Source organism: Thermomonas fusca, assembly GCF_005862345.1.
In the GTDB taxonomy this organism is placed as follows: domain Bacteria; phylum Pseudomonadota; class Gammaproteobacteria; order Xanthomonadales; family Xanthomonadaceae; genus Thermomonas; species Thermomonas fusca.
Genome location: NZ_SROY01000006.1, coordinates 107,173 through 133,043 on the forward strand (window position 1 = coordinate 107,173; position 25,871 = coordinate 133,043).

Annotated in this window: 23 protein-coding genes; 14 read left to right on the forward strand and 9 right to left on the reverse strand. The window is 58.9% G+C overall.

The annotated features are described in order from the left end of the window. Positions 1-453: 453 nt before the first annotated feature. The gene (locus E5S66_RS12175; protein WP_138349615.1) at positions 454-723 is read left to right on the forward strand and encodes a hypothetical protein; all 270 of its coding nucleotides are present in this window, start codon (positions 454-456) and stop codon (positions 721-723) included. Between the two features lie 839 nt (positions 724-1,562). Beyond that, a complete protein-coding gene (locus tag E5S66_RS12180; RefSeq protein ID WP_425472234.1) occupies positions 1,563-3,827 on the forward strand; it encodes a UvrD-helicase domain-containing protein in 2,265 nt (754 codons plus the stop codon). Positions 3,828-4,336: 509 nt separating this feature from the next. Here the strand turns inward: E5S66_RS12180 and E5S66_RS12185 are convergent. After that, positions 4,337-5,242 carry a LysR family transcriptional regulator gene (locus E5S66_RS12185; protein WP_130518443.1) on the reverse strand — a complete coding sequence of 302 codons (906 nt, stop codon included), beginning with the start codon at positions 5,240-5,242 and terminating at the stop codon, positions 4,337-4,339. Positions 5,243-5,396: 154 nt separating this feature from the next. Here E5S66_RS12185 and E5S66_RS12190 point away from each other — a divergent pair, with 154 nt between their 5' ends. From E5S66_RS12190 to E5S66_RS12200, 3 genes are read left to right on the forward strand one after another with little or no spacing between them, the layout of a single operon-like run. After that, positions 5,397-5,804, forward strand: a complete 408-nt coding sequence (locus tag E5S66_RS12190) for a ketosteroid isomerase-related protein (RefSeq protein WP_138349619.1) — start codon at positions 5,397-5,399, stop codon at positions 5,802-5,804. Positions 5,805-5,847: 43 nt separating this feature from the next. Next, entirely contained in the window at positions 5,848-6,414 is a 567-nt protein-coding gene (locus tag E5S66_RS12195) for a GNAT family N-acetyltransferase (protein WP_425472229.1), read from the forward strand. Next, positions 6,411-7,286, forward strand: coding sequence for a carbon-nitrogen hydrolase family protein (locus E5S66_RS12200; protein ID WP_138349632.1), 876 nt, complete (start codon positions 6,411-6,413; stop codon positions 7,284-7,286). The genes E5S66_RS12195 and E5S66_RS12200 overlap by 4 nt, the downstream gene beginning before the upstream one ends. Before the next feature lie 513 nt (positions 7,287-7,799). On the opposite strand, the gene E5S66_RS12210 is transcribed toward E5S66_RS12200, so the two are convergent. From E5S66_RS12210 to E5S66_RS12245, 8 genes are all read right to left on the reverse strand, one after another. Then, the gene (locus E5S66_RS12210) at positions 7,800-8,171 is read right to left on the reverse strand and encodes an MbcA/ParS/Xre antitoxin family protein (protein ID WP_212745355.1); all 372 of its coding nucleotides are present in this window, start codon (positions 8,169-8,171) and stop codon (positions 7,800-7,802) included. A 541-nt stretch (positions 8,172-8,712) separates the two neighbouring features. Continuing rightward, positions 8,713-9,081, reverse strand: coding sequence for a hypothetical protein (locus E5S66_RS12215; protein ID WP_138349636.1), 369 nt, complete (start codon positions 9,079-9,081; stop codon positions 8,713-8,715). A gap of 93 nt (positions 9,082-9,174) precedes the next feature. Beyond that, on the reverse strand, positions 9,175-9,546 hold the full coding sequence (locus tag E5S66_RS12220; protein WP_138349638.1) for a hypothetical protein: 372 nt from the start codon (positions 9,544-9,546) through the stop codon (positions 9,175-9,177). A 4-nt stretch (positions 9,547-9,550) separates the two neighbouring features. Continuing rightward, positions 9,551-9,850, reverse strand: coding sequence for a hypothetical protein (locus tag E5S66_RS12225; protein WP_212745356.1), 300 nt, complete (start codon positions 9,848-9,850; stop codon positions 9,551-9,553). Positions 9,851-9,993: 143 nt separating this feature from the next. Beyond that, positions 9,994-10,650 carry a DNA-binding protein gene (locus E5S66_RS12230; protein ID WP_138349642.1) on the reverse strand — a complete coding sequence of 219 codons (657 nt, stop codon included), beginning with the start codon at positions 10,648-10,650 and terminating at the stop codon, positions 9,994-9,996. A 78-nt stretch (positions 10,651-10,728) separates the two neighbouring features. Then, positions 10,729-11,598: a hypothetical protein gene (locus E5S66_RS12235; RefSeq protein ID WP_138349644.1), complete on the reverse strand. Its 870-nt coding sequence runs from the start codon at positions 11,596-11,598 to the stop codon at positions 10,729-10,731. Positions 11,599-11,613: 15 nt separating this feature from the next. After that, entirely contained in the window at positions 11,614-12,918 is a 1,305-nt protein-coding gene (locus tag E5S66_RS12240; protein WP_138349646.1) for a site-specific integrase, read from the reverse strand. Beyond that, a complete protein-coding gene (locus E5S66_RS12245) occupies positions 12,911-13,153 on the reverse strand; it encodes a hypothetical protein (RefSeq protein ID WP_138349648.1) in 243 nt (80 codons plus the stop codon). Before E5S66_RS12245 ends, E5S66_RS12240 begins: the two co-directional genes overlap by 8 nt. 129 nt (positions 13,154-13,282) lie before the next feature. Between E5S66_RS12245 and E5S66_RS12250 the strand changes: the two genes are divergently transcribed. The 9 genes from E5S66_RS12250 to E5S66_RS12290 all read left to right on the forward strand — a co-directional run bounded on the left by E5S66_RS12250 (position 13,283) and on the right by E5S66_RS12290 (position 25,855). After that, positions 13,283-13,519: a helix-turn-helix domain-containing protein gene (locus E5S66_RS12250; RefSeq protein ID WP_138349650.1), complete on the forward strand. Its 237-nt coding sequence runs from the start codon at positions 13,283-13,285 to the stop codon at positions 13,517-13,519. 64 nt (positions 13,520-13,583) lie between these two features. Beyond that, the gene (locus tag E5S66_RS12255; RefSeq protein WP_138349652.1) at positions 13,584-15,185 is read left to right on the forward strand and encodes a type I restriction-modification system subunit M; all 1,602 of its coding nucleotides are present in this window, start codon (positions 13,584-13,586) and stop codon (positions 15,183-15,185) included. Further along, positions 15,175-16,488, forward strand: coding sequence for a restriction endonuclease subunit S (locus tag E5S66_RS12260; protein ID WP_138349653.1), 1,314 nt, complete (start codon positions 15,175-15,177; stop codon positions 16,486-16,488). The genes E5S66_RS12255 and E5S66_RS12260 overlap by 11 nt, the downstream gene beginning before the upstream one ends. A gap of 8 nt (positions 16,489-16,496) precedes the next feature. Continuing rightward, entirely contained in the window at positions 16,497-16,796 is a 300-nt protein-coding gene (locus E5S66_RS12265; RefSeq protein WP_138349655.1) for a hypothetical protein, read from the forward strand. An 18-nt stretch (positions 16,797-16,814) separates the two neighbouring features. Further along, on the forward strand, positions 16,815-19,121 hold the full coding sequence (locus E5S66_RS13795; RefSeq protein WP_138349657.1) for an AAA family ATPase: 2,307 nt from the start codon (positions 16,815-16,817) through the stop codon (positions 19,119-19,121). Next, complete coding sequence (locus E5S66_RS12275) at positions 19,118-20,377, forward strand: McrC family protein (protein ID WP_138349659.1); 1,260 nt, start codon at positions 19,118-19,120, stop codon at positions 20,375-20,377. The genes E5S66_RS13795 and E5S66_RS12275 overlap by 4 nt, the downstream gene beginning before the upstream one ends. Before the next feature lie 339 nt (positions 20,378-20,716). Further along, positions 20,717-24,181 carry a hypothetical protein gene (locus tag E5S66_RS12280; RefSeq protein ID WP_138349661.1) on the forward strand — a complete coding sequence of 1,155 codons (3,465 nt, stop codon included), beginning with the start codon at positions 20,717-20,719 and terminating at the stop codon, positions 24,179-24,181. Then, entirely contained in the window at positions 24,178-24,654 is a 477-nt protein-coding gene (locus E5S66_RS12285; RefSeq protein WP_138349663.1) for a response regulator, read from the forward strand. Before E5S66_RS12280 ends, E5S66_RS12285 begins: the two co-directional genes overlap by 4 nt. Beyond that, positions 24,635-25,855 carry a phosphorylase family protein gene (locus E5S66_RS12290; protein WP_138349665.1) on the forward strand — a complete coding sequence of 407 codons (1,221 nt, stop codon included), beginning with the start codon at positions 24,635-24,637 and terminating at the stop codon, positions 25,853-25,855. Before E5S66_RS12285 ends, E5S66_RS12290 begins: the two co-directional genes overlap by 20 nt. Positions 25,856-25,871: the final 16 nt, after the last annotated feature.

Genomic DNA, 25,871 nt, shown 5'->3' on the forward strand with positions numbered 1-25,871 from the left:
GCCGGTCGTCGATCTAGTCGACGCAGCGAGTTTCCGCAATTCACCATAAATAGTCAAGTAGACAAACTCGCCAGAAATGATCATCTATTTCTTGAGCTTGGACATCCCAACCCAGGCCAAAAGCTCACCAGCAGCGGCAGGCAATCGCTCCCGGTTGTGAGCGTAGTGGTTGTCGTGCACGCGAAGCAGCTGCTCGGACAACGTCGTGCCAAAGCTTTTAAGCGTACTGGAGGGATGGCGGATCACAAGTCGCCTCTCATGCGTGCACAGCCGCACCAGACATGCTCGATTACATCGAAGGTCTACAGCCCAGTTCGCCAGCTTGTTCACTTAGCGACATGCCACGGTTAAAGTGCGGGCGGCGATCCACGCAAAGTAGCGACCAGGGTGTCTTCGGCACCCTGATCGGCCGACATCACACAATGGCATCAACTGCAAGCAGGAGTGCTGACGATGGAAGAGCTCCGTCAGGCAATCGGCTTAGTGAACCAAGCACGGCAAGCGCATCTTGAGGCTTGCGCGATCGCATGGGCCGCGCTGAAAAGGGCTGATCAGTCTCTCGCCGACGAAATTCTCTCGCGTTGGTCTGGTGAAGATGTTGCGGCGCAATGGCTTTGTCGCGCCAAGGGCGACGACCCTTCACCTGCAGACTTGGTGCTCGCCGGCAGGTCAGACTCGGTGCGAGACATGATCCTTCGCGCGAAGCATGGCTTCAGTGGATGAAGACTAATCCTGTTGAGCACTTGCCTTGAACAGCCACGTTTGACTTTGGCGTTGAACGTGGTTCAAGAAGCCAGCACCATGTCAACCGCGGCAAAGAAGCTGTCTGATTGGACTCGCGCCAAGTAACAGGCGCGTCAGAGGGGAAATTTGTGCCGACGTGGAAGCCGTCCAAGCTGAGGAAGTTTCTGTTCAAAGGTACGGGATGGAGCTTTGCGTCCGACAGCGACAGCTTCTCGCTTTCCATTCGAGGCCAAGCGACGATCAATGCTCCGCTGATCCACATTCGGGCATTCGCTTACCGCCGCATGAGTAGCGTGCCCGCGAACGGGGAATGCAAATTTGTCTTGTTCGGCGAGAAGGTTGATAGACCGCTTTGTGGGCTTAATCCGAGCCAAGGCGATGAGCTCAGGGATTTCCTGGCCCAGTGCATAGCTAGCTGTCTGATTTCGCATGCCCAAAGGGGCAAATCACTTCTGGACGCATGGAAACATTCCGTTGACCAGCGCTTACAGCATGATGGCTACGTTGACACCCCTGTCTTGCGGCTGCTTTACGAAACGATCCCAAGCCCACGGGTTGTTGGGCTGAATGACTGGAATGCCCTGTTTGGGCACCCTCACTTTCTTCAGGTCAGAAACACGAAGATTAGTGATTTTCCTGCTCTGCGTATTGCTCCTGACGCTTACCTGCGAGAGAAGGTCGAGGGGCACAACCAGAAAATTTTCGATCGACAGCTGGAGCAATGGGCTAAGGGAATTCGACAACATCTGAGTCGCCAGGGCTGGATCGGGTACAGAGCAGCAGCGAAGCTTTGTACAAGCGAATGGTCCCCACCCGAAATGCCCGGGAAGGAGTGGGAGAGCGCGGTCAACGAAGAGTTCCAGCCCAGTCCACAACGATGGGTAGAACGTCAGGTTGCTGCGCATAACAAGTCTCACGAAGAGGCTCAGCTGGTTGCGTGCCGACCATTCTTTGATCGAGTGGAGTCAAACCCTCTGACGGAGGAACAATCCCGTGCCGTCATCTGCATGGACGATGAGCTGCTGGTGGTGGCAGCTGCTGGTTCGGGCAAGTCCTCGACCATCGTGGCCAAGGCGGGATATGCACTTGAGCAGAGACTGTGCGCACCGGAAGAAATACTGCTGCTTGCATTCAATACCGCAGCGGCGGAAGAGCTGAGACAGCGCATCGCAAAGCGACTCGCCCATCTCCCTGGCGCGGATCGTATTGTTGCCAAGACCTTTCATGCTTTTGGATTAGAGGTGATCGGCGAAGGTACAGGCGCAATGCCAACCCCGGCGGGGTGGTTGGATCACGGTCAAGACGTTTCTTTTATCGGCAAGCTCGTAGACGAGCTGTGCGCTGAGAGCTCAGATTTTTCTGGCGACTACAATTTGTTCCGCCTTGTCTTTGCCAGAGGCTTGGGGCGCTGGGATACGGAAGAGGAGCCGGAAGATTACGACCCCGATAGTCGCCGAAAGCGTGGCTTTAGAACCATGCGCAACGAAATCGTGAAGAGCAAGGGGGAGCGGCTGATCGCAGATTGGCTATTCCTGCATGGAGTGAACTACGAGTACGAACGGCCCTACGAAATCGACACACGAACGCCGAATAAGCGGCAGTATCGGCCGGACTTCTACTACCCCGACATCGGCTTGTACCACGAGCATCTGGCACTCGACGCCAAGGGTGAACCGCCGGCCAGTTTCAAAGGCTACGCAGAGGCGGTGGCGTGGAAGCGCGCCACACATCGAGATCACAATACCGAGTTGTTCGAAACGACTTCGCATGACCTGCGAACCGGCAGAGCCTTGGCCACCTTGAAGGCCAAGCTGGAAGAGAAGGGACTCCTGCTCACGCTCGATCCCAACCGTGAAATTCCAGGCCGCAATCCGGACTCACCACAATCCATTGCTAAGCTGTTGCGAACCTTCCAACAGCACATGAAAGGCTCACGACAGACCATAACTGCTGCACGAGAGCGGATTGCGAAAATGCAGGATGTTTTCGTGCCCCGAATGGATCTTTTCCTCAGCCTGTACGAGAGGGTCTCTGATCGATGGGAGCGGAGACTGCAGGCCGGAGGGTTTGTCGATTTCGACGACATGTTGAACCGATCGGCGGATCTCATTGAGGCCGGACAATACAAAAGCAAGGCCAAGATGATCTTGGCCGACGAGTTCCAAGATAGCTCTCGGGCCCGGATGCGCTTGGTCCAGGCAGTGATCGACACAACGGGCGCCCAGTTGACAGCGGTGGGCGATGACTGGCAAGGGATCTACCGCTTTGCAGGCGCGGATATTGCCATCATGAGCCATTTCCAGCGACGCTACCCCAACGCCAACATTCGCTATCTAAGCCAGACTTTTCGGTGCCCCGGGGATCTGTGCGAAGTCAGTTCTCGGTTTGTATCGAAGAACCCGATGCAGATCCCCAAGGAAGTACGGACGTCCAACCCTCGCCTTCGCTCTTCCATCAAGGTGTTCGCTCTTCCTGATGTGAAAGACATCCCAGGCAAGATCGGGCAACAGCTAGAAACCATACACGACCAGTTGCCAGATGCCGCTCCCGGCCAGCGCCTGAAAGTCTTAATCCTTGGACGCTACAATAAGGATCGACCGGCTCAGTTCACGGCATGGCGGCAACGCCTAGGCGCACGCATAGCTCTTGAGTTCCTCACAGTCCACAAGGCAAAAGGACTTGAGGCCGACGTAGTGTTTGTCCTGAATGTCACGCGGGGCCGCCACGGATTTCCAAGCGAAGTGGAGGACGACCCGATTCTACAAATGGCAATGCCAGAACCTGAGGCATTTCCATTCGGTGAGGAGCGAAGGTTGTTCTATGTGGCGCTGACGCGCGCCAAACGTACAGTGGTGCTGTATACGGCATCTGAGCAACCGTCCGAGTTTATCGTTGAGCTGCAGAACGACTACGGCGTGGAGATTTTGAGAGCGCAAGGTGTGCCGGCGAAGCCCTGCCCCACCTGTGGGAAGGGAGTTGTCGTTGAGCGAGTCAACGCAAAGACTAATGTAGTGTTTGAAGGATGCAGTCGATTTCCCGCCTGCCCGCCTCTTCGACGGCAATCTGGCGTCATGAATTCATGACATCAAGGTGATCCGAAGCGCCGTCGTTACGGCTCTCCAAATTGGCCTCGGCCATCTTGTAGTAGCGACAATGCTCCTACAAGACAACGCCGCCCCATAGGGCGGCGCTGACTGTGGTGCACTTCGTGCGGGCTGTTACTCCCGTAGCCCCCTTCACGGCGCACTCCGTGCTGACAGAATGCGTTGCCCGATCTGATTGACTTCAGGGTGCGATAGCGTGACCACGGGCCCATCATGAGCTAAAGGGCTTGCGCTTGGCGATAGGGGACTAGCGCGTGAGCGCGTAGGAATTTTCCGAGACCTTAACCGCTATCTGCACCGACGAACCCGAGGGGAGACCGATACTGAGATTGTCGTCCGCGAGCCAGTAGTCCGCGGTTCGGAATGTCGTGAATACTCAGATATGCGGCGATGATTGACCTATCCTCAACTGGTCGCTTTCGGCCAGAAGCGGACATTCTGTCTGTTGTCTCCGCACCAACTCATTCCTTGGGCGCTTTGATTGTGTGTTAGCGCAAAACAGGTAGCGATCCAACCGCGGCGCGCAACTCATCAAACACCACCCGAACCCTGCCTGATACGGGCCCGCGCTGAGGCCGGTAGACGTACAACCCCCATGCAGGAGGTCCCTCCTGCTCCAGTACCTGCACGAGCTTTCCGCTGGCGATGTAGGGAGCCGCCATGTAGTCGGCCAGTTGAGCGAAGGCAATGCCGGCCAACGCCGCCCCCATTTCCATATCGGCGTTATCTGCGATGAAGGCCGGCGAAGTGGGCGTCCACTGGTGTCCCGCCTTGAAGTGCCAAGGCCAAGGGCGGCCGGTATTGATATCCACGGCAGCTGTAACCGGCAACCTTGCTAGCGATTCGATCCCTTCAGGTACGCCCACTTTCTTGATCAGGCGCGGAGCCGCAACGATCGGAAGCCGCATGTCGGCCGCCTTTCGCGCAACGAAGCGGCTGTCGCGCATGAATCCGACCCTGATCCCGACGTCGATTCCTTCGTCAACGGGGTTGCTGACGCGATCGGATAGGCGCACGTCCAGCGTGATGCCGGGATGGCGCGCGGCAACGCGCTCCAATGCGGGTAGAACTGCCCTGGTGCCGAGGCTGTGTGGCGCGGTGATCCGAACCGTGCCCGACAGGGAAGCCTGCTGATCCGCACCAGGTATCCGCCACAGGTCTTCGAAGCGCTCCAGGGCAGGACGCACCTGTTCCAGCAAGCCCTCGCCAAAAGCCGTGATGCGCACCTGCCGTGTGGTTCGATGGAACAATACCTCGCCGTAATACTCCTCCAGGCGCTTGATAGCGCGTGTGACGCCTTGGGGCGATGTCCCCAGCCGTACAGCCGCATCACGAAAACTGCTGCTCTCTGCCGTCACTCGGAAGATACGTAGCAGCTCGAATTCCTTGTTCACAGTGCGTCTGCTCGGCCGGTTGCGATGTTCGACTTTATTCCATATTGAGGAATTATGAAATCGCAACAATTCCATATACATAGCCTGAGCGGGTTCCCAAACTTGTCCTCATTCCGGGATGCCCCGGATCCTCCCACACGCACACGGAATCCGAATGAACACTTCGAATCTGATTGCCGCCTACTACGACGCCTTCAATCGCGGCGACCGCGAGGCCATGTTGTCGATGCTGACCGATGACGTCGCCCACGACCTGAACCAAGGGGCGCGCGAAACCGGCCGCAATGCGTTCCGCGCCTTCCTGCAACGCATGGATCGCTGCTACGGAGAACAATTGCGCGACATCGTGGTGATGGTCAGCGCCGACGGCCTGCGCGCGGGCGCTGAGTACGTGGTGCACGGCGAATACAAGGTGACCGACGAGGGGCTGCCGGAAGCCGAAGGCCAGCGCTACGTGCTGCCGGGCGGCGCCTTCTTCGACGTCCGTGACGGCAAAATCGCGCGCGTCACCAACTACTACAACCTGGACGACTGGATCGCCCAGGTTGGCGGGAAGCGCTGACATGGCGGGTGACATTCGCGTGCTGGTCCGCCGCGGTGCCGACATGGTCGAGTGGTTCGACGACGTGGCACGCCTGCGCGCCGAGGTCTTCCGCGCTTTTCCCTACCTCTACGAGGGCGACGCCGAGTACGAGAAGCATTACCTCGCCACCTATTCCCGCTCGGCAGGCAGCGTGCTGGTGTTCGTGCTCGCCGGCGACACGGTGGTGGGGGCATCCACCGGATTGCCGCTAGGCGAAGCCGAACCGGCCTTCCAGGCGCCGTTCCTCGACCGAGGCATCCCGGTGGAGGAGGTGTTCTACTGCGGTGAATCCGTCCTGCTCCCGGCGTTCCGCGGACAGGGCCTTGGGCATCGCTTCTTCGATGAGCGTGAGGCGCATGCCCGTTCGCTGGGTGGCATCCGCTGGACCTCGTTCGCATCGGTGAATCGGGCAAGCGATGATCCACGGCGGCCGGCCGATTATCGCGGCAACGACGTGTTCTGGACCCGCCGTGGGTACACGCGGCAGCCGGACATGCAGGTAAGCCTGCCGTGGAAACAACTCGGCGAAGCGCAAGAATCCGAGCAGACGCTGACGATGTGGCTGCGTCCGCTGGAGGCCGGGCAATGAAGATCGCCGTCGCCAAGTACGCGGTTGGCAACCCCGCCGACTTCGAGGCTTTTGCCGCACGCCAGCGCCAGATTCTGAGAGAAGCATGCGGTGCCGGCGTCGAACTGGCCGTGCTGCCCGAATACCTGTCGCTCGAACTGGCGTCAACGTTCGCGCCCGAAATCAGCCGCGACTTGAACGCTTCGCTGGCCGCGCTGCAAACGCTGCAATCCGAGTGGCTGGCGCTGTACGCCGACCTGTCGCGCGAGCTGCGCCTGGTCATCCAGGCCGGCACGTTCCTGACCGAAGTCGCCCCGGGACGCTATCGCAACCGCGCGTGGTGGTTCGCCCCGGACGGCAAGCGCGGCTATCAGGACAAGCTGCAGTTGACCGGATTCGAGCGGGACGCTGGCCTCATCGAGGGCGGCGACGAACTCAAAGTCTTCGACTTGGCGGGCGTGCGCGCCGGCATCGCCGTCTGCTACGACAGCGAATTCCCCTTGCCCGTGCGCGCCCAACGCGAAGCCGGCGCCCGTCTGCTGTTGGTGCCGAGCTGCACGGACGCGCAGGCGGGCGCGACCCGGGTGCGCGTCGGCTGCATGGCGCGCGCACTGGAGAACCGGATGTTCGTAGCGCAGGCGGTAACCACCGGGACCGCCGACTGGAGTCCGGCTCTGGATACGAATACCGGCGAGGCCACGATCTACGCGCCGATGGACCACGGCTTTCCCGATGACGGCATCCTCGCGACGACCCGCGGCGGGCAAACGTGGGCGATCGCCGATCTCGACATCGACGCGCTCGAACGCCACCGCGCGCAGGCCCAGGTGGCCGTCGACCTCGATTGGGATGGCCAGAAGGCGCCGGCATTCCGGCAGGCCCGGCATTCGTGAGCGGCAATTCGTTTCACCCCGCACACCACCCCGAACCCGAAGCCGAATGCCCGCCGTCAGGTTCACTCCAACCCGAGGCATGACCATGACGAAACTTTCCGTACTCGCCCTGCTGTGCTCTTCGCGCCGACCACAACATCGGCTATCTCGACAAGGCCGAGCAGTGGATCCGCCTTGGACCCACGACTTTCGGCATTTTCGACGCCTTTCCTGATGACGCGGGCCGGGAAGCCCATCTCTCCGGCAAGGTTGCGGCGGCCTTGATGGCAAAGGCCGGGGAATTATTCTCCGAGCCGCCGACCATCGAGAAAGTAGAGGTGCTTGCGGCAAAGCTGCCCGGCTAGGCAACCCGGCAGGCGGAGACAGCCGAAACCGCCTTCGGGCGGTTTCGTTGGCTGCTGGCTCGAGAACAGGGGCCAGTGCCAATAAAACCAGCCCTTCGATGGGCGTCCCGACAGAATTGCAGAGGGCCACGACACATCGTCCGCTTTGGGTCGGAAGCAGCCGCCAAATCTATGAATTCAGCTGCGCATCCAGGTAGCTCCGCACGCTGACCAAGCCTGCAACGCCACCTTCCACCATCAGTTCGATCGCCGAACGTCCAGCAAACAGCGGCGCGTTGTTGGACGCCGTCACCCAGCCATCAGCGTTGCGCTCATCGGGGAAGATGGTGTGGAGTGCCTTGTAGATGCCGAGGACGTAGCTGATTCGGACGAGGACATCTCCGGACACTTCGGCATAGTCTCCACGTTGCCAAGCGTCGAGGGTGGTTCGGTCTCTGCAACCGAGGATCAAGACCTGCTGCTCGGGCGGTACCCGCCACTTCTCGCAGATGCGGAAAAACGTACGTAACCCGGGGCCCGCCATCTCTCGCTCGATCGTCATCCACCTGCCCCCGCTCCTCGCCTCGTTCGCCATACGGGCCAGTGCCCCGCCGCCATGCCGTTCCTCCGCGACGGATGTCTCGCGGGAGGCACGAAGGCACGGTTTTTGACACCACCCTGTAACTTACAGAATTTGCTGTAAACGCCTGTAATTCCGGACGCCCCCTTACAAATCAATCGGTTACAAACGTCCACATCTGGAATTCACAAGGCACCCGATCCACGTCTTGCCGCATCTCTGTAACTTACAGAAACAGCCGCCAAGTCCTGTAAAACGCCGCAAACTTGCGACCCCCATACGGTCAGAACTAGGCGTCACTTCACATATTGATCGCGTCCACCGCGGTGCGGTATCCCGTATGAGCCAACGAAGCCAACTCGGCACTTGCTTGCTCCGAGACAGGAAACGCATCTAGGCAGCGGCCAAGGATTTGGAGAACTTCGCCGACTTGGATGCCATGCAAGCGGCCTTTCATCGCAATACCCCATTTCTTCACTGCCAGACGATCACGCCGATGAGGCCTCTGGCCATCCAGAGCCTCTCACCCGTTCTGTCCCGACGATATCGTCTGCAGGTAACGCAGCGCTTTCCCGGCATCGCCATCCCGCACCGTTTCGAACAGGGTCCGATGATCGAGCACGTCGATCCGCGTAGCCGTCATGTGGACAGCTGCCAGTCCGGCGTCTGACTGCAGCCCCAACAGGGCTTCGAACACGTTGACGAACGGCCGAAACCGCTGCTGGATCGATTGATCATCTGGGCGTTGCTGCAGGGTGTCGAGATCTACGCGAAGCGCCTCCGCCAGCTCCGGCTCGGAGATCCCAAGTGCGCGTGCAAAGCGCGCCGGCGACAGGGCATCGGCGCCCTCATCCTTGAACACGCCTTCCGATGTTTGATCCTGATGCGTCATTGACCCCTCCATCGCATCGCACTGCGCTCACAGCAACACTCCCGACTCCTTGGATACCTTGGCCTTCCTGCAAGGCAGGGTCACCGCTCAGCCCTACGACAGGTTGCAGTGCATGATCGCGAAGTAAAAGTTGGTTCCCGGCGGGCAACCTGCAATGAGATCCAGCGCTGCTTGCGGGATCCAGCAGGTGATGCTCCGCGTGGCCGCACTGGATTCATCTCCGATGACGTCCAGCGTCATATGGTCCTTCCAATACTCAGGCACGTTGCTTTTGAAGGCACTCATCGCGTGCTCCTGCGTTCCGCTGACGGCCACAAAGAGGGTCTCCCCTTCGCCAGTAGCGCCATACGCGCAATAGGCGATGTGGTACTCAACTGGACGATGGCCCTGCTCGGGATTTTGCCCGGATACTCCCTCCGGTGCCCCTGAGCCCACCCCACCCTGCGCTCGAGTGTCTGCCTGCATTGCACTACTCCTTGATCGCCAGATTGGTCCGTTGTGGCGACAGGCCCATGCTCCGCGCATAGGCCACTGCCACCTGCTCAGATGGGAACCGCAGTGGTCGCGGGGTGTTCCAGCCATCCGGACGGATGAGGTTGGACGCAGGCAGGGGCTCATCCCGCAGCACCTTGGTGAATCCCCGCCCCCGGACCACAAGTACCCACGAGGACGCCCTGCCATCGAACACCTGGACGGGCTCGATGACCCTGACCAACCCGAACAACCGGGCGATCTGCAGTGGGAACAGGGAGATCAATCCGTATCGCATCGGCACACCTTCTTAAGGCTCGGGAGCAAGGATCGCCGGAAGGTGTCTCGCCAGCTGCGACCGAATCCATGCGATTGAACACACTTGAAACTTCGGCAGCTGGGGTGAACCGCCCACCGTCCACCGCACTTTGAGCCGCACATTCACGAATCCATCGTGACGGGTGGGATCACAAGGGAATTGAGGTGGGACAGCAGTTCTGTGTTCTGTCGAACGAGTGTTTCAAGCTGCCCGCTCATGTGGGCGCACTCCTCTCTGGCTCGAGCTGCCTCCATGAGCGCTTTGTCCCGATCCGCCAAGTGCTGTGCTTGTTGCAGTTCGCTGTGCGCCAGGCGAGCCATCAACTGCTGCGTCTGCGTAGAGACCGCACCCAACCTTTCTTCCGCCTCTCGAAGCGCCCTGCGGACTTCGGCCATGTCGGCCGTCTGACCATCGTAGGCATCGATGACTTGTTGCAGATGCTGCTCAGCTTGGGAGCGCTCATCTGCCCAGGCAACCTGTGCGTTTCGCAGGGCCTCGCCAGCGATCTCGACTGCACTGTTCCAGACAGAGGTCAACGCTGCGTTGGACATTTGCAGCACGGGCTCTGGCAGCGGCACGACGGCGACCGCGGGAGGCTGTTGGCGCTCCCGTCGCCACTCTCGCATCACGGCGCTTGCCGCGTTCATATCCACCTGGGCGGCATGACGGACCGCTGCGACGCTCGGAAACTTGCCACTGCGAGCGTAGAGCTCTGTTGCCGCAGCAATGATGCGGGATCGGGCGTCTCGACCGTCGCCCGCTATCTGGGTCTGGATCATAAGAAGATTCTTCTTGTAATGGCCGGGTTGACCAATGAATTGACCGGTTAGCGCGGTCTGACTGCGTGCGACGTGGCGCTATCTGCGAAAGGTCAACACGTTGTCGCCATTGGGCTTAGACGGCGACCACGGCCGATGCGGATGGCGTCCATGCAAGCGCAGGTCGTTCTCAGCACTGGCCTGGTCGTACGCCCGAACCAGGCTTCCAACCGCCATCAGCGGCTTGCCTCCCAGGCGCTTCCACTGGCCGGACAACAGTGATCGCATCGCAACCGCCCCGTCAGGCCAGTCACATCCCAGACGCTCCAGCGCGCCATGCAGCTGCGCGAGCCCCACCAGCTCATGGCCCAAGGCATACAGGTGGGCACCCCCCTCCGCGTAGCACCACAGCTTGCCCACGTCATGGGTGAGAGCGTGAGCGATCCCCACGTCTCGTTCCATGCCAGTCAATCGCGGCGTGTCCCGGACGTTCTCTGCCATCTCGATGGAGTGCACCGCCAAACCACCGGTATACGCATGGTGATGCGCCTTCGACGCCTGGCACTGCCAGAAGTTTCGGTACACAGCCGGCATGGAAAACACGTTGCTGAGAAAGCGCCTCAACGGCTCGGATTCACAGGCATCCACCACATCACGGCAGCGGAACACGATGTCGTCGCGCTTGCCGAACTGGTCCGGAATCAGGTTGAACACATCCAGCTCCGGCCTCGGCTGGATGCGGGTCACCACATGCGTTTCGCCCTCCGAGGTTTCCAGCGGCATTGCGCAAACCTCGGCCTTCAGTACCCGCTCGGTATCCTGGGCCATCGACGGCAGCCAGGACCACGCATCCATCTGACCGGTTTCCTGCAGGATCCTAAGGTGGCTTGCCCCCGAGTCGAAGGTGTGAACCTGCTCGACAATGGCGTTGATCAGGATCGTGCGGACATAGGGAATCTCGACTTCCATTTCGTACTCCTTGGATTAGGCAGCCTTCGAGGCGAGCAACTGATTCAGGGCACTGCGGAGCTGTTCAGCGGACATAGCCGACAGCTGTTCGGGCGTAATCGACTGGAGCTCAGCAGGCGGCTTCTGTCCGTGGGCACTGAGCAGCCCGGCGATCGCCAGCCCATCCTGACGCGCGAGGTTGGGGACGAAGCGCGAGTACACCGTGAACAACATCTGCGTATTGCTGTGCCCCATGAGTCGGGCGATCCACTCCGGACTCTCGCCCGAAGCCAGCATCAACGTCGCCGTGGTGTGCCGCGTCTGGTAGGGACGACGCTTCTCCAATCCCAGGAAGCGCAGCAGCGGATACCAGATCCGGTTTGCGAAGTTGTGCGCATCGATCGGATTGCCTTCCCGACTGCAGAACACGTATTCCACATCCGGATCCCGCTTCTCCCACTGCCGCTCCAACGCCTCCCTGACCATCGGCAGCATCGGGATGTCCCGGATCGAGCTTTCGGTCTTGGCGTTCTCTTCGGATTCGCCTGCCGAGAACACCTCCCGGATCCGGATCAGTCCTTGCTCGAAGTCGACGTACTTCCACTTCAGTCCGTTGATTTCGCCGGTACGCATACCCGTGAAGAACCGACAGGTAACGTAGTTCCGATAGTCAGGACGGATGGTGTTGCGGACCATCTCCACCTCCGCGAGCGAGAACGGCTTGACGTCGGAGCGCCTCCCCTTCAGCCGTTTCACCCCCTTGAAGATGTCCGGCATCCCGAAGCGTTCGCTGGCTTCCGTCATGCACTGGCGCAGGAGACCCATCGTGCGGTTCACGGTCGTCGGCGACAGCTTCGGACTGGAACGACCAGGAAGATCAGCCAACCTGGCGCGGAAGCTCAGTACATCTGCCTTGGTGATCGAATCGATCCGCCGGCTCCCGAACTCCGCCAACAGATGCGCGTCGAACGTGGCGTCCACGCTTTCACGATGCTGGCGCCGCCATTGCGGTGCCATTTCCGCACGCCAGGTAATAGAGAAGGTTCTGAAGTCCGGAATCGACACATTGGCCTCATCCGTCGGCGCACGCCGCACCTGCGGCTCAGGCCTGACCTCCTTGCCAGGCGCAAACCGCTTGCCTCGAGGACTCTCAGGAAACGTTGCCGCGTAGTCAAAGCTTCCCTGCCGAATTTCCTTGGAAATGCGGTTCAGCAACGACTGGACCTTGCGACGATTTTCCGCGGTGTCCTGAAGCGCGGTCTGCTCCCTGCAGCGCACGCCTCGAAAGAAGAAGTCGAGGTAGAGGGTCCCCGTCTCGGGGCGAACGCGGACCTTAGCCATGCGCCACCCGACCGCTTGCCATGGGGATGGCGTCCATCGTCGGTGCCCGCCCACAAGACACCTTGCCAATGTCCCGCTGGATGGCCTCCCAGATGAAGAGGAGCTTCCGGCCGCCAAACGGCCGGATGTAGTGCACGCCCTCCAGCAGCACCGCGTCCTTGAGGCGGGTGCGAATGGTCCGCGCGTCGTAGTGGATGCGGGTGGCGAGTTCGTCGGTGGTGATGTAAGTTTCCATCTGGTCGCTCCTGTCGATTGGCGTCAACAGCTGTCGCGTATAGGCGACGCTTGTTGACGATCATAGACGACAGGAGACGTATGTCAACGACAAATGTCGCTTATGTGCGACAATATTTAAGAGCCGTTCATGATTCGATTCCGCCTGACCGAGCTGATCGCGGACAAAGCGTTCAAGGAGCGGCGCGTCGTATCGCTGACGGAAGTGGCCGATGCGACGGGCATTCACCGTGCCACGTTGTCCAAGATGGCCAATCAGCCGGGCGCGAACATCGGCACGGACATCGTCGACAAGCTCTGCAAGTACTTCGCCTGCCAGCCGGGCGAGCTGCTGACCTATGTCGAGGAAGATCCCGGGCTCGCCTGAACGGCCCGGACTCAGTACCTGAGAACGCGATCTGGGAGGATCGCCGTGATCAGCAGGGGACCAAATGACTAACGACGAATTCAAAAGCACCCTTTGGGGGGCGGCCGACAAGCTGCGTGGCTCGGTCGCTGCGGCGACCTACAAGTATCCGGTACTGGGGCTGGTGTTCCTGAAGTACGTGTCGGACATGTTCGATGCCCAGGCGCAGGTGATCGTGAAGCGCCTGGCCGACCCTAAGGCCGAGTACTACATCCCGGACGAGGACAGCCGTGGGGAGATCGCCACCCAGTTCACCCAGGACAAGACCTTCTACGACGCCGACAACGTCTTCTGGGTGCCGCCCAATGCGCACTTCAGTGCGCTGCTGGCCCAGGCTGCCGCGCCGGACTTGGCGCAGCGCCTGGACAAGGCACTGGGCGAGATCGAAGCCGAGAACCCCAGCCTCAAGGGCGTGCTGTACCGCGAGTTCTCTCGCCTGGAGCTCGAGCCCGGGAAGCTCGGCGAGTTGATGCAGCTGCTGGCCAAGCTCAGCTTCGACCCCGGACGCCACGGCAGCCGCGACGTGTTTGGCGAGGTATACGAATACTTTCTCGGCCAGTTTGCTCTCAAGGAAGGCGCCCGCGCCGGCGAGTTCTACACGCCCAAGAGCGTGGTCAACCTGTTGGTGGAGATCCTGGCCCCGTTCAAGGGCACCATCTACGACCCGGCCTGCGGCTCGGGCGGTATGTTCGTGCAGTCAGCCCGGTTCAAGGACGCCCACGCCGCCACGCTTAAGAAAAAGGGCGATTTGGCCATCTACGGCCAGGAGCTGATGGCCGCCACAAGGCGCTTGGCCCTGATGAACCTGGCCGTGCACGGCCTGCACGGCGACCTGGGTGCCACCTACGGCGACACCTTCCACAACGATCAGCACAAGACCCTGCGTGCCGACTATGTGCTGGCCAACCCGCCGTTCAATATCTCCGACTGGGGCGGCGACAAGCTTGCCGACGACCCGCGCTGGGTGCACGGCATCCCGCCGAAGGGCAACGCCAACTTCGCCTGGCTGCAGCACATGCTGGCGCGCCTGTCCTCACGCGGCCGCGCCGGCATCGTGCTGGCCAACGGCAGCATGAGCTCGCAGCAGAGCGGCGAAGGCGATATCCGCCGCAGCATGGTGCAGGACGACGTGGTGGAGTGCATGGTCGCGCTGCCGGGCCAGCTGTTCTCCAACACCCAGATCCCGGCGTGCCTGTGGTTCCTGAGCAAGGACAAGGGGGCGGGCGATAACGGAAGCATCGACCGCCGTGGGCAGGTGCTGTTCATCGACGCCCGCAAGGCCGCGAGCGGGCGCATCAGCCGCACCCAGATCGAGTTCACCGACGAAGATCTGCAGCGGATCGCGCAGGCTTATCACCGCTGGCGCGGCACTCAGTTCAGCGACGGCGAGGAGTACACCGACGAGCCGGGCTTCTGCTACGGGGCCTCACTGGAGGAGATCGAAAAACACGGCTTCGTACTCACGCCCGGGCGCTACGTCGGCGCACTGATGCAGGAAGACGACGACGAGGCCTTCGGGGAAAAGATGGATCGACTGACCGCGGAGCTGGCCGAGCAGATGGCGAAGGGAGCGGAACTGGATGCGGTGATCCGGGAGAGGTTGGGAGCGTTGGGTTATGGGGTCTGATGGCGACTGGCAGGCTATTGAAGACGTCGTAGTCGATATCCTAGATCGGCGTGGCGTTACTCCGCTGAAACTTGGCGGCGACTTCTCCGCCTCAGGACACCGCGTTATCTCAGCAAAGTTGGTCAAGAATGGTCGCCTTGATCTTGAGGCGGACGAAGCCCGTTTCGTTGACGAATCGATCTACAAAAAGTGGATGCGCTTACCGCTTCTAGCGGGTGATGTCATCGTGACTTCAGAAGCGCCACTCGGTGAACTCGCCTACTTGTCCAAAGATGCGGACTGGTGTTTAGGGCAGCGACTATTTGCCCTTCGCCCGCGTGCGAATGTGATCGATGGCCGTTTTCTGTACTACGCACTTCAAACCCAAGCAGTCCGTGCTGATCTTGAAGGCCGCGCATCCGGAACAACCGTTCTCGGGATCCGCCAAGCGGAACTTCGAAAGGTCTTGGTCCCTGTTCTTTCAATTGATGTGCAGCGAGACGTAGGGGGGTTCCTTGGATCTCTCGACGATCGAATCGACAACCTGCGCCAGACCAACGCCACCCTCGAAGCCATCGCGCAAGCCCTGTTCAAGTCCTGGTTCGTAGACTTTGATCCCGTGCGCGCAAAGGTCGAAGGCCGCGAGCCCGAAGGCATGGACGCCGCCACCGCAGCACTGTTTCCAAGCGACTTCGAGGACTCCGAACTCGGCCCGATTCCTGGCGGTTGGGCTGCGGGAACGGTGGGCGACATCACGACTCTCAATGCCTCGAAGTGGACATCCAAGAAGCACCCAAGCACGGTCAGATACGTCGACCTTAGTGGAGTAACCCGAAATCGGATCGAAACGTGCACCGAGTTTGACTTCGATGCCGCGCCGAGCCGCGCACATAACCATCTGCGGGAAGGCGACACCATCGTCGGCACCGTGCGCCCCGGCAATCGGGCCTACGCCTACATCCATGAGCCGGAGGAAAACCTCACGGGAAGCACCGGGTTTGCTGTACTCAGCCCGAACACGCCAGGCCTGTCCAGCTTCGTTTATCTGGCGTCAACCAGTGACGAAGCCATAGAACGACTTGCCAATCTCGCCGATGGCGCTGCCTATCCGGCTGTTCGCCCCGGAGTGGTAGCCGATGCGCCGTGCACTCTTCCTTCTGGCTGCGTTATGGAAGCCTTCGCACAGATAGCAACGCCGCTGCTTGAAGGCATTGCGAAGAACAACGCCAGAGCAGTCGCGCTTGCCGCACTCCGCGACACCCTTCTCCCCCGCTTGATCTCCGGCAAGCTCCTCCTCCCCGACGCCGAAGCACTCCTCGACTAGGCCAACGCGTGAACCACACCTGTCCGATCTGCCATACGCCGCTGCCTGCCGCTCCGCGCTACCCGCGGTATATCTGCAACACCTGCGCAGCGCGCGCGACATCCTCCGACGGCAGGCAGCTCGGGTTCTCCAATGTCGACATGTCTGGTGGATACGAGGCCTATTACACCGACACCGGCGCGCCATACGACAGCCACGACTGTTGGATCGACGGCATAGCCTGCCATGCCGATGAGGCGCGCTTCGGCGGCATCGTCATTGAATGCTGTAAGCAGCCACCTGCGGGCTACTGGGACAACCGGCAATGATCGCAAGGAGAGCAAGGAATGACCGATTATTCGCAGAAGCCACAGTGGGAGCGTGTGGCCGATGCCGTTGCCGCACTCGGGGGAAAGGCGACCCGCGCCGAGGTTTGGGAGTACCTGAAGCGATCGCTGCCTGATTTCCCTTTCAGCACGGTATCGGCGGAGTTGAATGCCGTTGCCGTCAATGCACCGGCTCGGACGTCCTATCACGCGGGCAGCCAACCGCGTCGCACCGACACGGGGAATCGCTACGACCGTCTGTTCAAGGTTGGCTCCGGCAGTGGCGCGTACTACGAGGTCTATGACCCCGAGGTGCAGGGCGTGTGGGAAATCTACGCCGATCCCAGCTCGACCAGTACACACAAAACCTCGATTCGACCGGTCGGCGCGACGACCGCGGCGCTCATTGTTGTGCTCAGCGACGGTGCGGTGAAGCCAGGTAATACCTTTTTCCCGGTGCAGGCGCTGGACAACGGATTCTTCCCCGAGTCGATGATGCGGGCCAAGAACCCGGATGCCCCGGCCGTGCCGGCACACTTCACGACGGACGCTGGCACCTCGTTCCAGTCCGATATTTATCGCGGCACGAACACCGGCTACCTGCACAACCGGTCGGCGGCGTCCGCGTACTACCAGGCCAAGGGCGCGAAGGGCGGCGACTCCCTGCGTTACGAAAAGCTCGGTGAAGGCGAGTACCGCATTGTCCATGTGCCCGCGGCGTCGGCCGGTGACACGTCAGACGCAAGTTATGCCATGGAAACCAATCCAGAGGATCAGCGGCCAATGAGCATCAACAGGATCCTGTTTGGTCCGCCGGGCACCGGCAAAACCTACAACACCATCAATCAGGCGCTTCGCATCCTCGACCCTGACTTCCTCGATGAGTTCTCCGATGAACGTGAGACGCTGAAGCATCGCTTCGACGAACTGGCGCAGGCCGGGCTGATCAGGTTCGTCACCTTCCACCAGAGCTTCAGCTACGAGGACTTTGTCGAAGGCATCCGCGCGAGTACCGACGAGACGACCGGCAGGTTGCGTTACGAGGTCGAGGACGGCGTGTTCAAGCAGATCTGCGAAGCCGCACGCAGTCGAACCGTGGCTGCAGAGACTGGTTCGGGCGTCAGCATTTCCGGGCGGAAGATCTGGAAGCTCTCACTGGGTGATGCCAATTCCGAGCAGCACGTCTTCGACGAATGCATGGAGAACAGCATTGCCCTGATGGGTTTCGGTTTCGGCGCGGACCTGACTGGTGTTTCTTCACGGCATGAGATCTTCGAGCGAGTTCGGGCTGCCGAGCCGGCCACCAAATCCACCGACTACGCAATCACGGCGCTCGACCAGTTCGTCCGGCGTGTGCAGGAGGGTGACCTGGTCGTGGTGACCCACGGCAACCTCAAGTTCCGGGCCATTGGCGAGGTGACCGGTCCGTACCGCTACATGGGACAAGGCGAGGACGAGCATTACGTGCAGGCGCGGCCTGTTCGCTGGTTGCGCCAGTACGACCCGCCACGACCATACGGCGACCTGATGGAGAATCGCTTCAGCCAGATGACGATCTACGAGCTGAGATCGGGCTCGATCAATCTGGATCGTCTGGCGGTACTTCTTTCGCCCGAGACTGAGAATCAGATCCGGCGGCATGAGCCCGAGGCTCGGGTGCTGATCATCGACGAGATAAACCGCGGCAGTATCTCGCGCATCTTCGGCGAACTGATCACGCTGCTCGAGCCTTCAAAGCGAGCGGGTGCTCCGGAGGCGCTGGAAGTCACGCTGCCGTACTCCAAAGAGCGCTTCAGCGTGCCCGCCAATGTGCATCTGATCGGCACCATGAACACCGCCGACCGATCCTTGGCCGGGCTCGATGTCGCCTTGAGGCGCCGCTTCGAGTTCGTGGAGATGCTGCCCGACGTCGAGGCGCTTGGCGGTGTCAAAGTGGATGGCGTGCCGCTGGACGCGCTGCTGGATACGATGAATCGCCGGATCGAGGTTCTGCTCGGGCGCGACTACATGCTCGGTCACGCGTACTTCATGGGACTGAAGGAGACGCCGACGTTGGAGGCGTTGGCGCGGGTCTTCCGCCGCCAGGTGCTGCCACTACTGCAGGAGTACTTCTTCGAAGACTGGCAGAAAATCGTCTGGGTGCTCAACGACCACCGCAAGCCCGAGGAGCTGCGCTTCGTGCGTCAAGTGAACCTAGGCGTGGCCGAGCTGCTGGGCGACGAGGTCGAGCTTCCGGGCGAGGGGCGCCTGTGGCGCATCAACAATGACGCCTTTGACCTGCCCGAAGCCTATCGGGCAGTCATCAAGGCACCGCAAGCCGCCGCGTGAACCTGGTTACAGTCCGCGAGCATGCCAGGCTGACCACCGGCCCGGTGGTAGCCGGGAGTCTGGATGAGGCGAGTATCCCCTCCTCGGCCTTCGACTGGCTGTGCGGCGAGGCGCAGCGGTTCCGGTCCGGTGGCGCTGCACTGGTGCAGCTGGAAGGAAGGCGCTGGCTGCGCCTGGACAACTACGTGGGGGTGCTTGAATCGCCCTGTGGCACCCGGATCGAGATCCTGCCCAAACACGTACGCGGCGACACCGACGTACCCACGGCCCGTCGCGTATTGGTGCAGATGCTGTGCCATGGCCTGCGCCTGCCGGTGCGCGACACCGGACCGACCGCGCTGCAGACCTTCAATGCCCCAGTCAGCGAGTGGATCATCCAGCAGTTCCTGCAGGAACTCGATGTGTTGGTTCGGCGCGGTTTGCGCTTCGACTACCACCCGGTGGAAGAGGAACTTCGGTTCCTACGCGGGCGCCTGCAGGTTGCGCGACAGCTGCGGCAACCGGCCGGGCGGCAACACCTGTTCCAGGTGGAACATCAGGTGTTCGACGCCAACCGGCTCGAGAACCGGTTGATCGCTACGGCTCTGGACAAGGTGGCGCGCATGACCCGCGAGCCGGGCAACTGGCGCCTGGCGCACGAGTTGGAGCATCAGCTTGTTGAAGTGCGCCACAGCAGCAACGTCGTCGGCGACATCCGGCGTTGGAGCAGCGACCGCCTGATGAGCCACTACGGCCGGATCCGCCCTTGGTGCGAACTAATCCTCGGCGACCGCAACCCGCTGTCGGTACTGGGCGAATGGACCGGGCGCAGCCTGCTGTTTCCGATGGAGAAGGTGTTCGAAAGCTATGTGGAGGCGTGCCTGCGTCGCCACCTGCCACCCGGCGCAACGCTGAAGACACAGGCAGCAAGCGAATGGCTGTGTCGCACGCCGACGCGGAGGATGTTCCAGCTCAAGCCGGACTTCATCGTCGAGTTCGAGGGCGAACGCTTTGTCGTGGATGCCAAGTGGAAGCTGATAGACGGTACTGCCGTCGAGTCCAACTACGGTCTGGCGCAGGCCGACTTCTACCAGTTGTTCGCCTACGGACAGCGTTACCTACAGGGCCGTGGACGGATGGCGTTGATCTATCCAATGAACCTCGAATTCAAGGTTCCACTGGACAGATTTTCCTTCAATGATCAACTGATGCTGGATGTGTTGCCGCTGGATCTGGCTTCCGGGCGTTGGGTAGGAGATGTACTGCCTGGAAGGTAGTAGCCGTTGCGGCTCGGGCGGCCTTGGTCTGTTCACCGCAGATGCTTGCGTCTCATTTCGGCCAAAAGCGGACATCACGCACTGGCGGATGCCGGACTTTCCCTCATTATTGGGATGCTCCAGATCTAGTCGACAGTCAACTTCGGCCAACGATTCACTAGCCTCAATCAACGAGCCCATGGCTTAACGATACTCGGAACCATCAAGGCTCCCGCAGACTTGTCAGACTGGCGAATCAGCCCGAGAATCCAGAGATGGTGCCGCAAAGAAGTGTAGGTTCTGGCGCCGAGAGGTACAGCCCAGTGTTACGCAGCAAATCGCAATTGGGGGGGGAGCTGCTTGAGCAATCAAAAAAGGAAGGCTATTTCGTTAGTGAGCGGTGTTGTTGCCCGTTCGCGCGCAGGCAGAAAGCACTCGGCGGCTGACGAAGCCGAAAGGGCATTCCTATTTCGTAGCCAGCTCAGTGCGGCGATGATGGATGCGCGGGTTCGGGTCAGCCAACAGGCAATACCAAAATTCTTTGGGGAAGTCGCGAGGCTGACCGCGTTTGAGAATTTGAGATTCTCTAAGAGTCCAGTTGGCTACTCCTATCTAAGGCTTCTGATGACAACTGAGCCTCGAACTTTAAAGTTCGAGCTTTCATGGTTGGCTGAGAGAATCCGAAACGCTGTCGCAGAACTCAATGATTTCATCGCGCTGAAGGGACAGTTCGAGCAGTCGGTATTGAAGGGAAAAATGGCTCAAGCGCTCTCTGAGCTCAATTCCATCGAGGAGCGCCATGGAGCATCGCTATGGTCGATCTCGTTGCGCGTCGCGATTCTTCAGGATGAGGGGGGGGACGAGGCACAGAAGGACTTCACTGCTACCTTAAGAAAGACCTATCCAAAGGCAATTTTGCCATTCTACCTGCGGCATCTATCTGAGCGAGCCGAGCGGTCAGTTCCCATAGGTTGGTATCTTGAAAATGTGAAGCGGCGCATCGATCGATTCAAAGACGACGACCTGAAAACCTACTTACTATTCAAAGTCCTTGAGGAGTGGCCAAGAGATCAAAAGAAGGTCGCCGCGATACTGCGAATCGAACAGAATCACCATCTGATCGATATCTATGAGACATTGGTATCGCTAATCCAGCACCTAGCTGCTTCGTCGGAAGATGCGTCCTTGCGTAAGCACCTCACGCAGATTGTCGAGAGAATAAGTGGGATCGAAGACTTTCGGATCGAAAAAATCCGCATTCGGCTTGGCATGCAAACTAGTGCTAAATGTTTTCTCATCGATGATTGCATCGCGACAGACCGCCTTATTTCTGGCGATATCGTTGGCGCTTACAGGGCGTTGCGACATGAAGAGAGCGCCGCGCGCCTCAGTGGATTCACTATCCTCCTTCAAGGATTGGCGCTTTCGGTCGTAAAGGAAGGAAGCGCTGTTCTAGATAGAAGACCTGGTCACCTATACGGTCGCGCATCACACGCGATGGGGCGCGCCTCGATTGATGGTAGAAACGATGACGACGGCCTTGCAGACACGGCACGGAAGATAGGCCATGTATATTCCGGACTCTCGAGCTGCGCCTCAATTAGATATTTTCAACTCGCAATTGCGGCCAACTCAGCGGAAAAGCAATTTGAGTACATGAGCTTAGCTAGTGCAAATTGCGAGCACCTATCTTTCATTGATTTCTCGATCCGATTTCCAAGTGATGTAGCAACAGATCTAATCGGAAAATTGAAGGGGTTGGTATCGAGAGATGTGGCCCTTTGCTTCCAGCATGAAGATCACTTAGTTTCCACCAGTGTGGATGAGGCCGTTGCGGCTTATGCCCTGTGTACAGCCGCTCACAATGCTGGCCGATTCGATGATGTTGAGCGGAATATCGGAAGCGCCTTAACGTCTAAATCGACCATTCTTAGCAGCGCGGCATCGACTATCGCGCTGTCTGCATTCGGCGCGAACGGCAATTTCAAGAGCTCGGCCGAGCTTGTCAGTGCGGAAGTGGCAATCAAGGCAAGAGCTCCAGAGTCGCTCCCAATCGTGCAGGTTTTTTCCAATGCCGCTTGGCGCGACATTGCACCGTTCTCCGAGGATGTGGCGATGTCCAACGCACTCGCCGCACTAGCAGACATCGACTCAACTGACACGACTAGAACGAACAGGATATTCGCTCTACAGAAAGTCCTGAGAGGTATGGGGGTCGAGTTACCTTCAGATTTGAAGGAGGTAGCGAAGGGCAGCAGACAGCAAGAGTTCGTGTACTTCCTACTACGAGCGTGCTCTATGGATGTTTTGGACATGCTTACGTCGCTAGAGAGTTCGATGGCTGTCCTAGAGCAGCGCCGCGAGATTTACTCTGTCTTGCTTGATTTGGACCCCGCGAATTCAGATGAGTATCGCTATCAAATTCTCTCCATCTCCAAAGAGATCCGAATCTCGCAAGGACTGAAAACGATTGATGCGACAAGAATCCACGTCGATGCTCCCGCTATTCGGTCGATGCTTCGCCGTGATCTAGCAGAGAGTTTCGCCCGCTATCTCCAGCTGACAAAGGATGGTGACGCTAATCCGGAATCATTCGATGCGATCCTGCGTGACATAGCCAAGCCAGAGCAACTTGCTAAGCACCTCTTGTTCCCAAAAGAGACGGAAGCTGACGATCTGCTTTTCACCATGATCGGACAAGCACGCGATCGGTTTCTTTTCAACGTCCCGCACGGCCTCGATAGCTATCTAAGCAAAAGAGTGAGGCACGGCTCGATCGTTGGGCACCTCAGGGCGCCCGCCGAAGCGGAGGGAATGATCACGCAGCAAGACAGAGATGGTCGATACAAAGAGAATACGAGATGGGCGCACGCCATCTCGCTAGCGAAGAGCCCTGCCGAGATGCAGAGAGCATTTCTAAGCTTCGCAAGATCCTTGGATCAGCACTTACTTCGGTTGAAAGATGTGCTCCTTCACGTCAAGTGCGAGGAAAAACCACTTGGTCTTCTCGACGTTCGTCTGCAGCCTATCCAATACCGCCTCATCAGGTCTGTTGCACTTCAAGACCGCACGCTCGATACATTTCTAGAGACCATGATGGGAATGCTTCGCGCAATTCTGAACAGCGCTCTCGTTGGAGCGAATACCTATATTGTTCAGGAGACTTCGGGTCACGTCGACACCTTGTTTCAACAGTTGCGCACCACCGTACAGCAACAGCTACCACCATGTGCGGAGCGTTATGATATGAATGCTGCCATCAACAGAGCTTCGACCAACGTTCAAGCTGCTGTGACATCCGCCGCAAGCTGGTTCGCCCCCACCACGGTAGACGATGTGAAGTTCACGATGGATGATGCATTCGATATCGCCCTCATATCGGTGAGAACCATCAATCCAGATTTTGAGCCCGACATCAGTTTTGAGGACGAGTCAGGATTGCAATTCACCGTAAATGAACTGCCATTTATGCAGGACGTGCTGTTTGAGGCTATCGGGAACGTGGCTAAGCATGCGCATCTCAAGGCACCTTCCGTCGAAATCCATTCTCGGTATTCAATCGAACACTCTCTGCTCACAATTGAAGTCTTGAACGACATCAGTCCAGAAGTGAACCTGGAGCAGAAGATTGCGAGACTGGCTGAGCTGAAGCCTATTTTGAGAGACGCTGACTATCTGCAAAAAGCGAGGACAGAGGGGGATTCAGGTATCCCCAAGCTTGCTAGCACCGTGTTTCAATCTGAGCACGGCGAGTTAGAGTTCGATGTGACGCCTGAAGGTCGGTTCTCATTGACGTTTTCGTTGTCGGTGAATTCTGCGAAATGAAAGTCCTGATTGCGGATGATGAGCAGCCGAAGTTAGCGAGCATCGTAGACTGGCTATCGATATTTGCGCCAAACGTCGAGATTCTGACGTCTCGGTCAGTCAGATCCACCATACAAATAGCGATCTCCAGACGTCCGGAGCTAATTTTGCTGGACATGTCGCTGCCAACATTCGACATTGCTCAAGGCGAGACTGGGGGGCGTCCTCAAGGCTTTGGAGGGGCAGAAGTATTGAGGCATCTAGAGTTCCACGAGCTGTTGCCAAAAGTAATCGTCATTACGCAATACGAGGGCTTCGAGAGCAAAGGCAAGCACGTTGGCTTGCGTGAGTTGGGCGAAGAGTTACGCGGCCTACACGGTGATTCTTTCGTAGACTGCGTTTACTTCAGCGCGGTCAGTGACGAATGGAAGCTCCAGCTAGGAGAGTTCATTTCAAAAATGATGGACGAGAAAGATGCGGATTCTGCTGATTGATGACAATGCACCTCGTGTGGCGAGAATTATAAAACGCCTCACCGAGGATCTTGGGCTGGACTATCAGGCCATCGTCAGTGCGCGCAGCACAGCCGAGGCAGCTACACAGTTGAAAGTTGAGAAATTCGACCTCGTTCTGCTCGACCTAATAATTCCCGCGAGGTTAGATGGAGAGGGTGACGTCAGATATGCGCTGCAATTATTAAGTGAGATCCATGAGGGCGTCTATTTGATGCCTCGCAAGATTGTTGGCTTGACCGCATACGACGATGCCGCATTGGCAGCACAGCAGACATTCCGCGATGGAACTTGGACTCTCATCGTTACAAATGAAATCAGCGACGAATGGGCAGATACAATCAAGAATTGCGTTCTCTACCTTCGCAAGGAGGCTAACCAACACGCTCCGAGAGACTACGCGTCTGATGTTCTAATCGTTTCGGCTTTACCCAAAGAAATCGAAGCTGTTCGTAGACTACCTTGGCAGTGGAAAGCCTCCGAGCCTGCCGATGACAACACCTTCGTTGTTCGAGGTTCAATTCAAATTGATGATAAATCCTATAGCGTTGTAACGGCCCACGCCGCACGCATGGGAATGGTATCGGCGGCAGTATTGACTTCTAAATTGATCGGCATCTTCGCCCCAAAAGTATGCGTAATGCCCGGAATTTGCGCTGGCATCCCGAAGAGAACGGAAATTGGCGATGTCATATTTGCTGATTGCTCGTGGGACTATCAAAGCGGTAAACACGCAATGGACGAAGATGGGTGTTCGCTTTTTCAGCAAGAGCCCCACCAGATTGCCATAGATGCTCGCGTTGCTGCATACATCGATGAGATTGCTAAGTCCGAGAACTCACTTACCTCTATTTGGAAAGATTGGCCGAATTCGCCAAAGGTACCGTTCTCAGTGCATCGCGCCCCGATGGCCAGTGGCTCGGCAGTCTTGGCCGATTCGGATTTTGTTCAATCTGTGCTCAAGCAGAATCGCAAAATTCGAGCCATTGAGATGGAATCGTATGGGTTCTTGCATGCATGCAGCATGGCTTCTGAGCCCCGTCCCCTCGGCCTCGTGGCAAAGAGCGTGTGTGATTTCGCCGATAACATGAAGGGCGACGACTATCAGGCATACGCAAGCTATACGAGCGCACAGACTATCCGGCTATTCCTGGAGCGGTTTCTTCCTACGCTGGCAGCTTAGCTTCCCAAGACAGGCC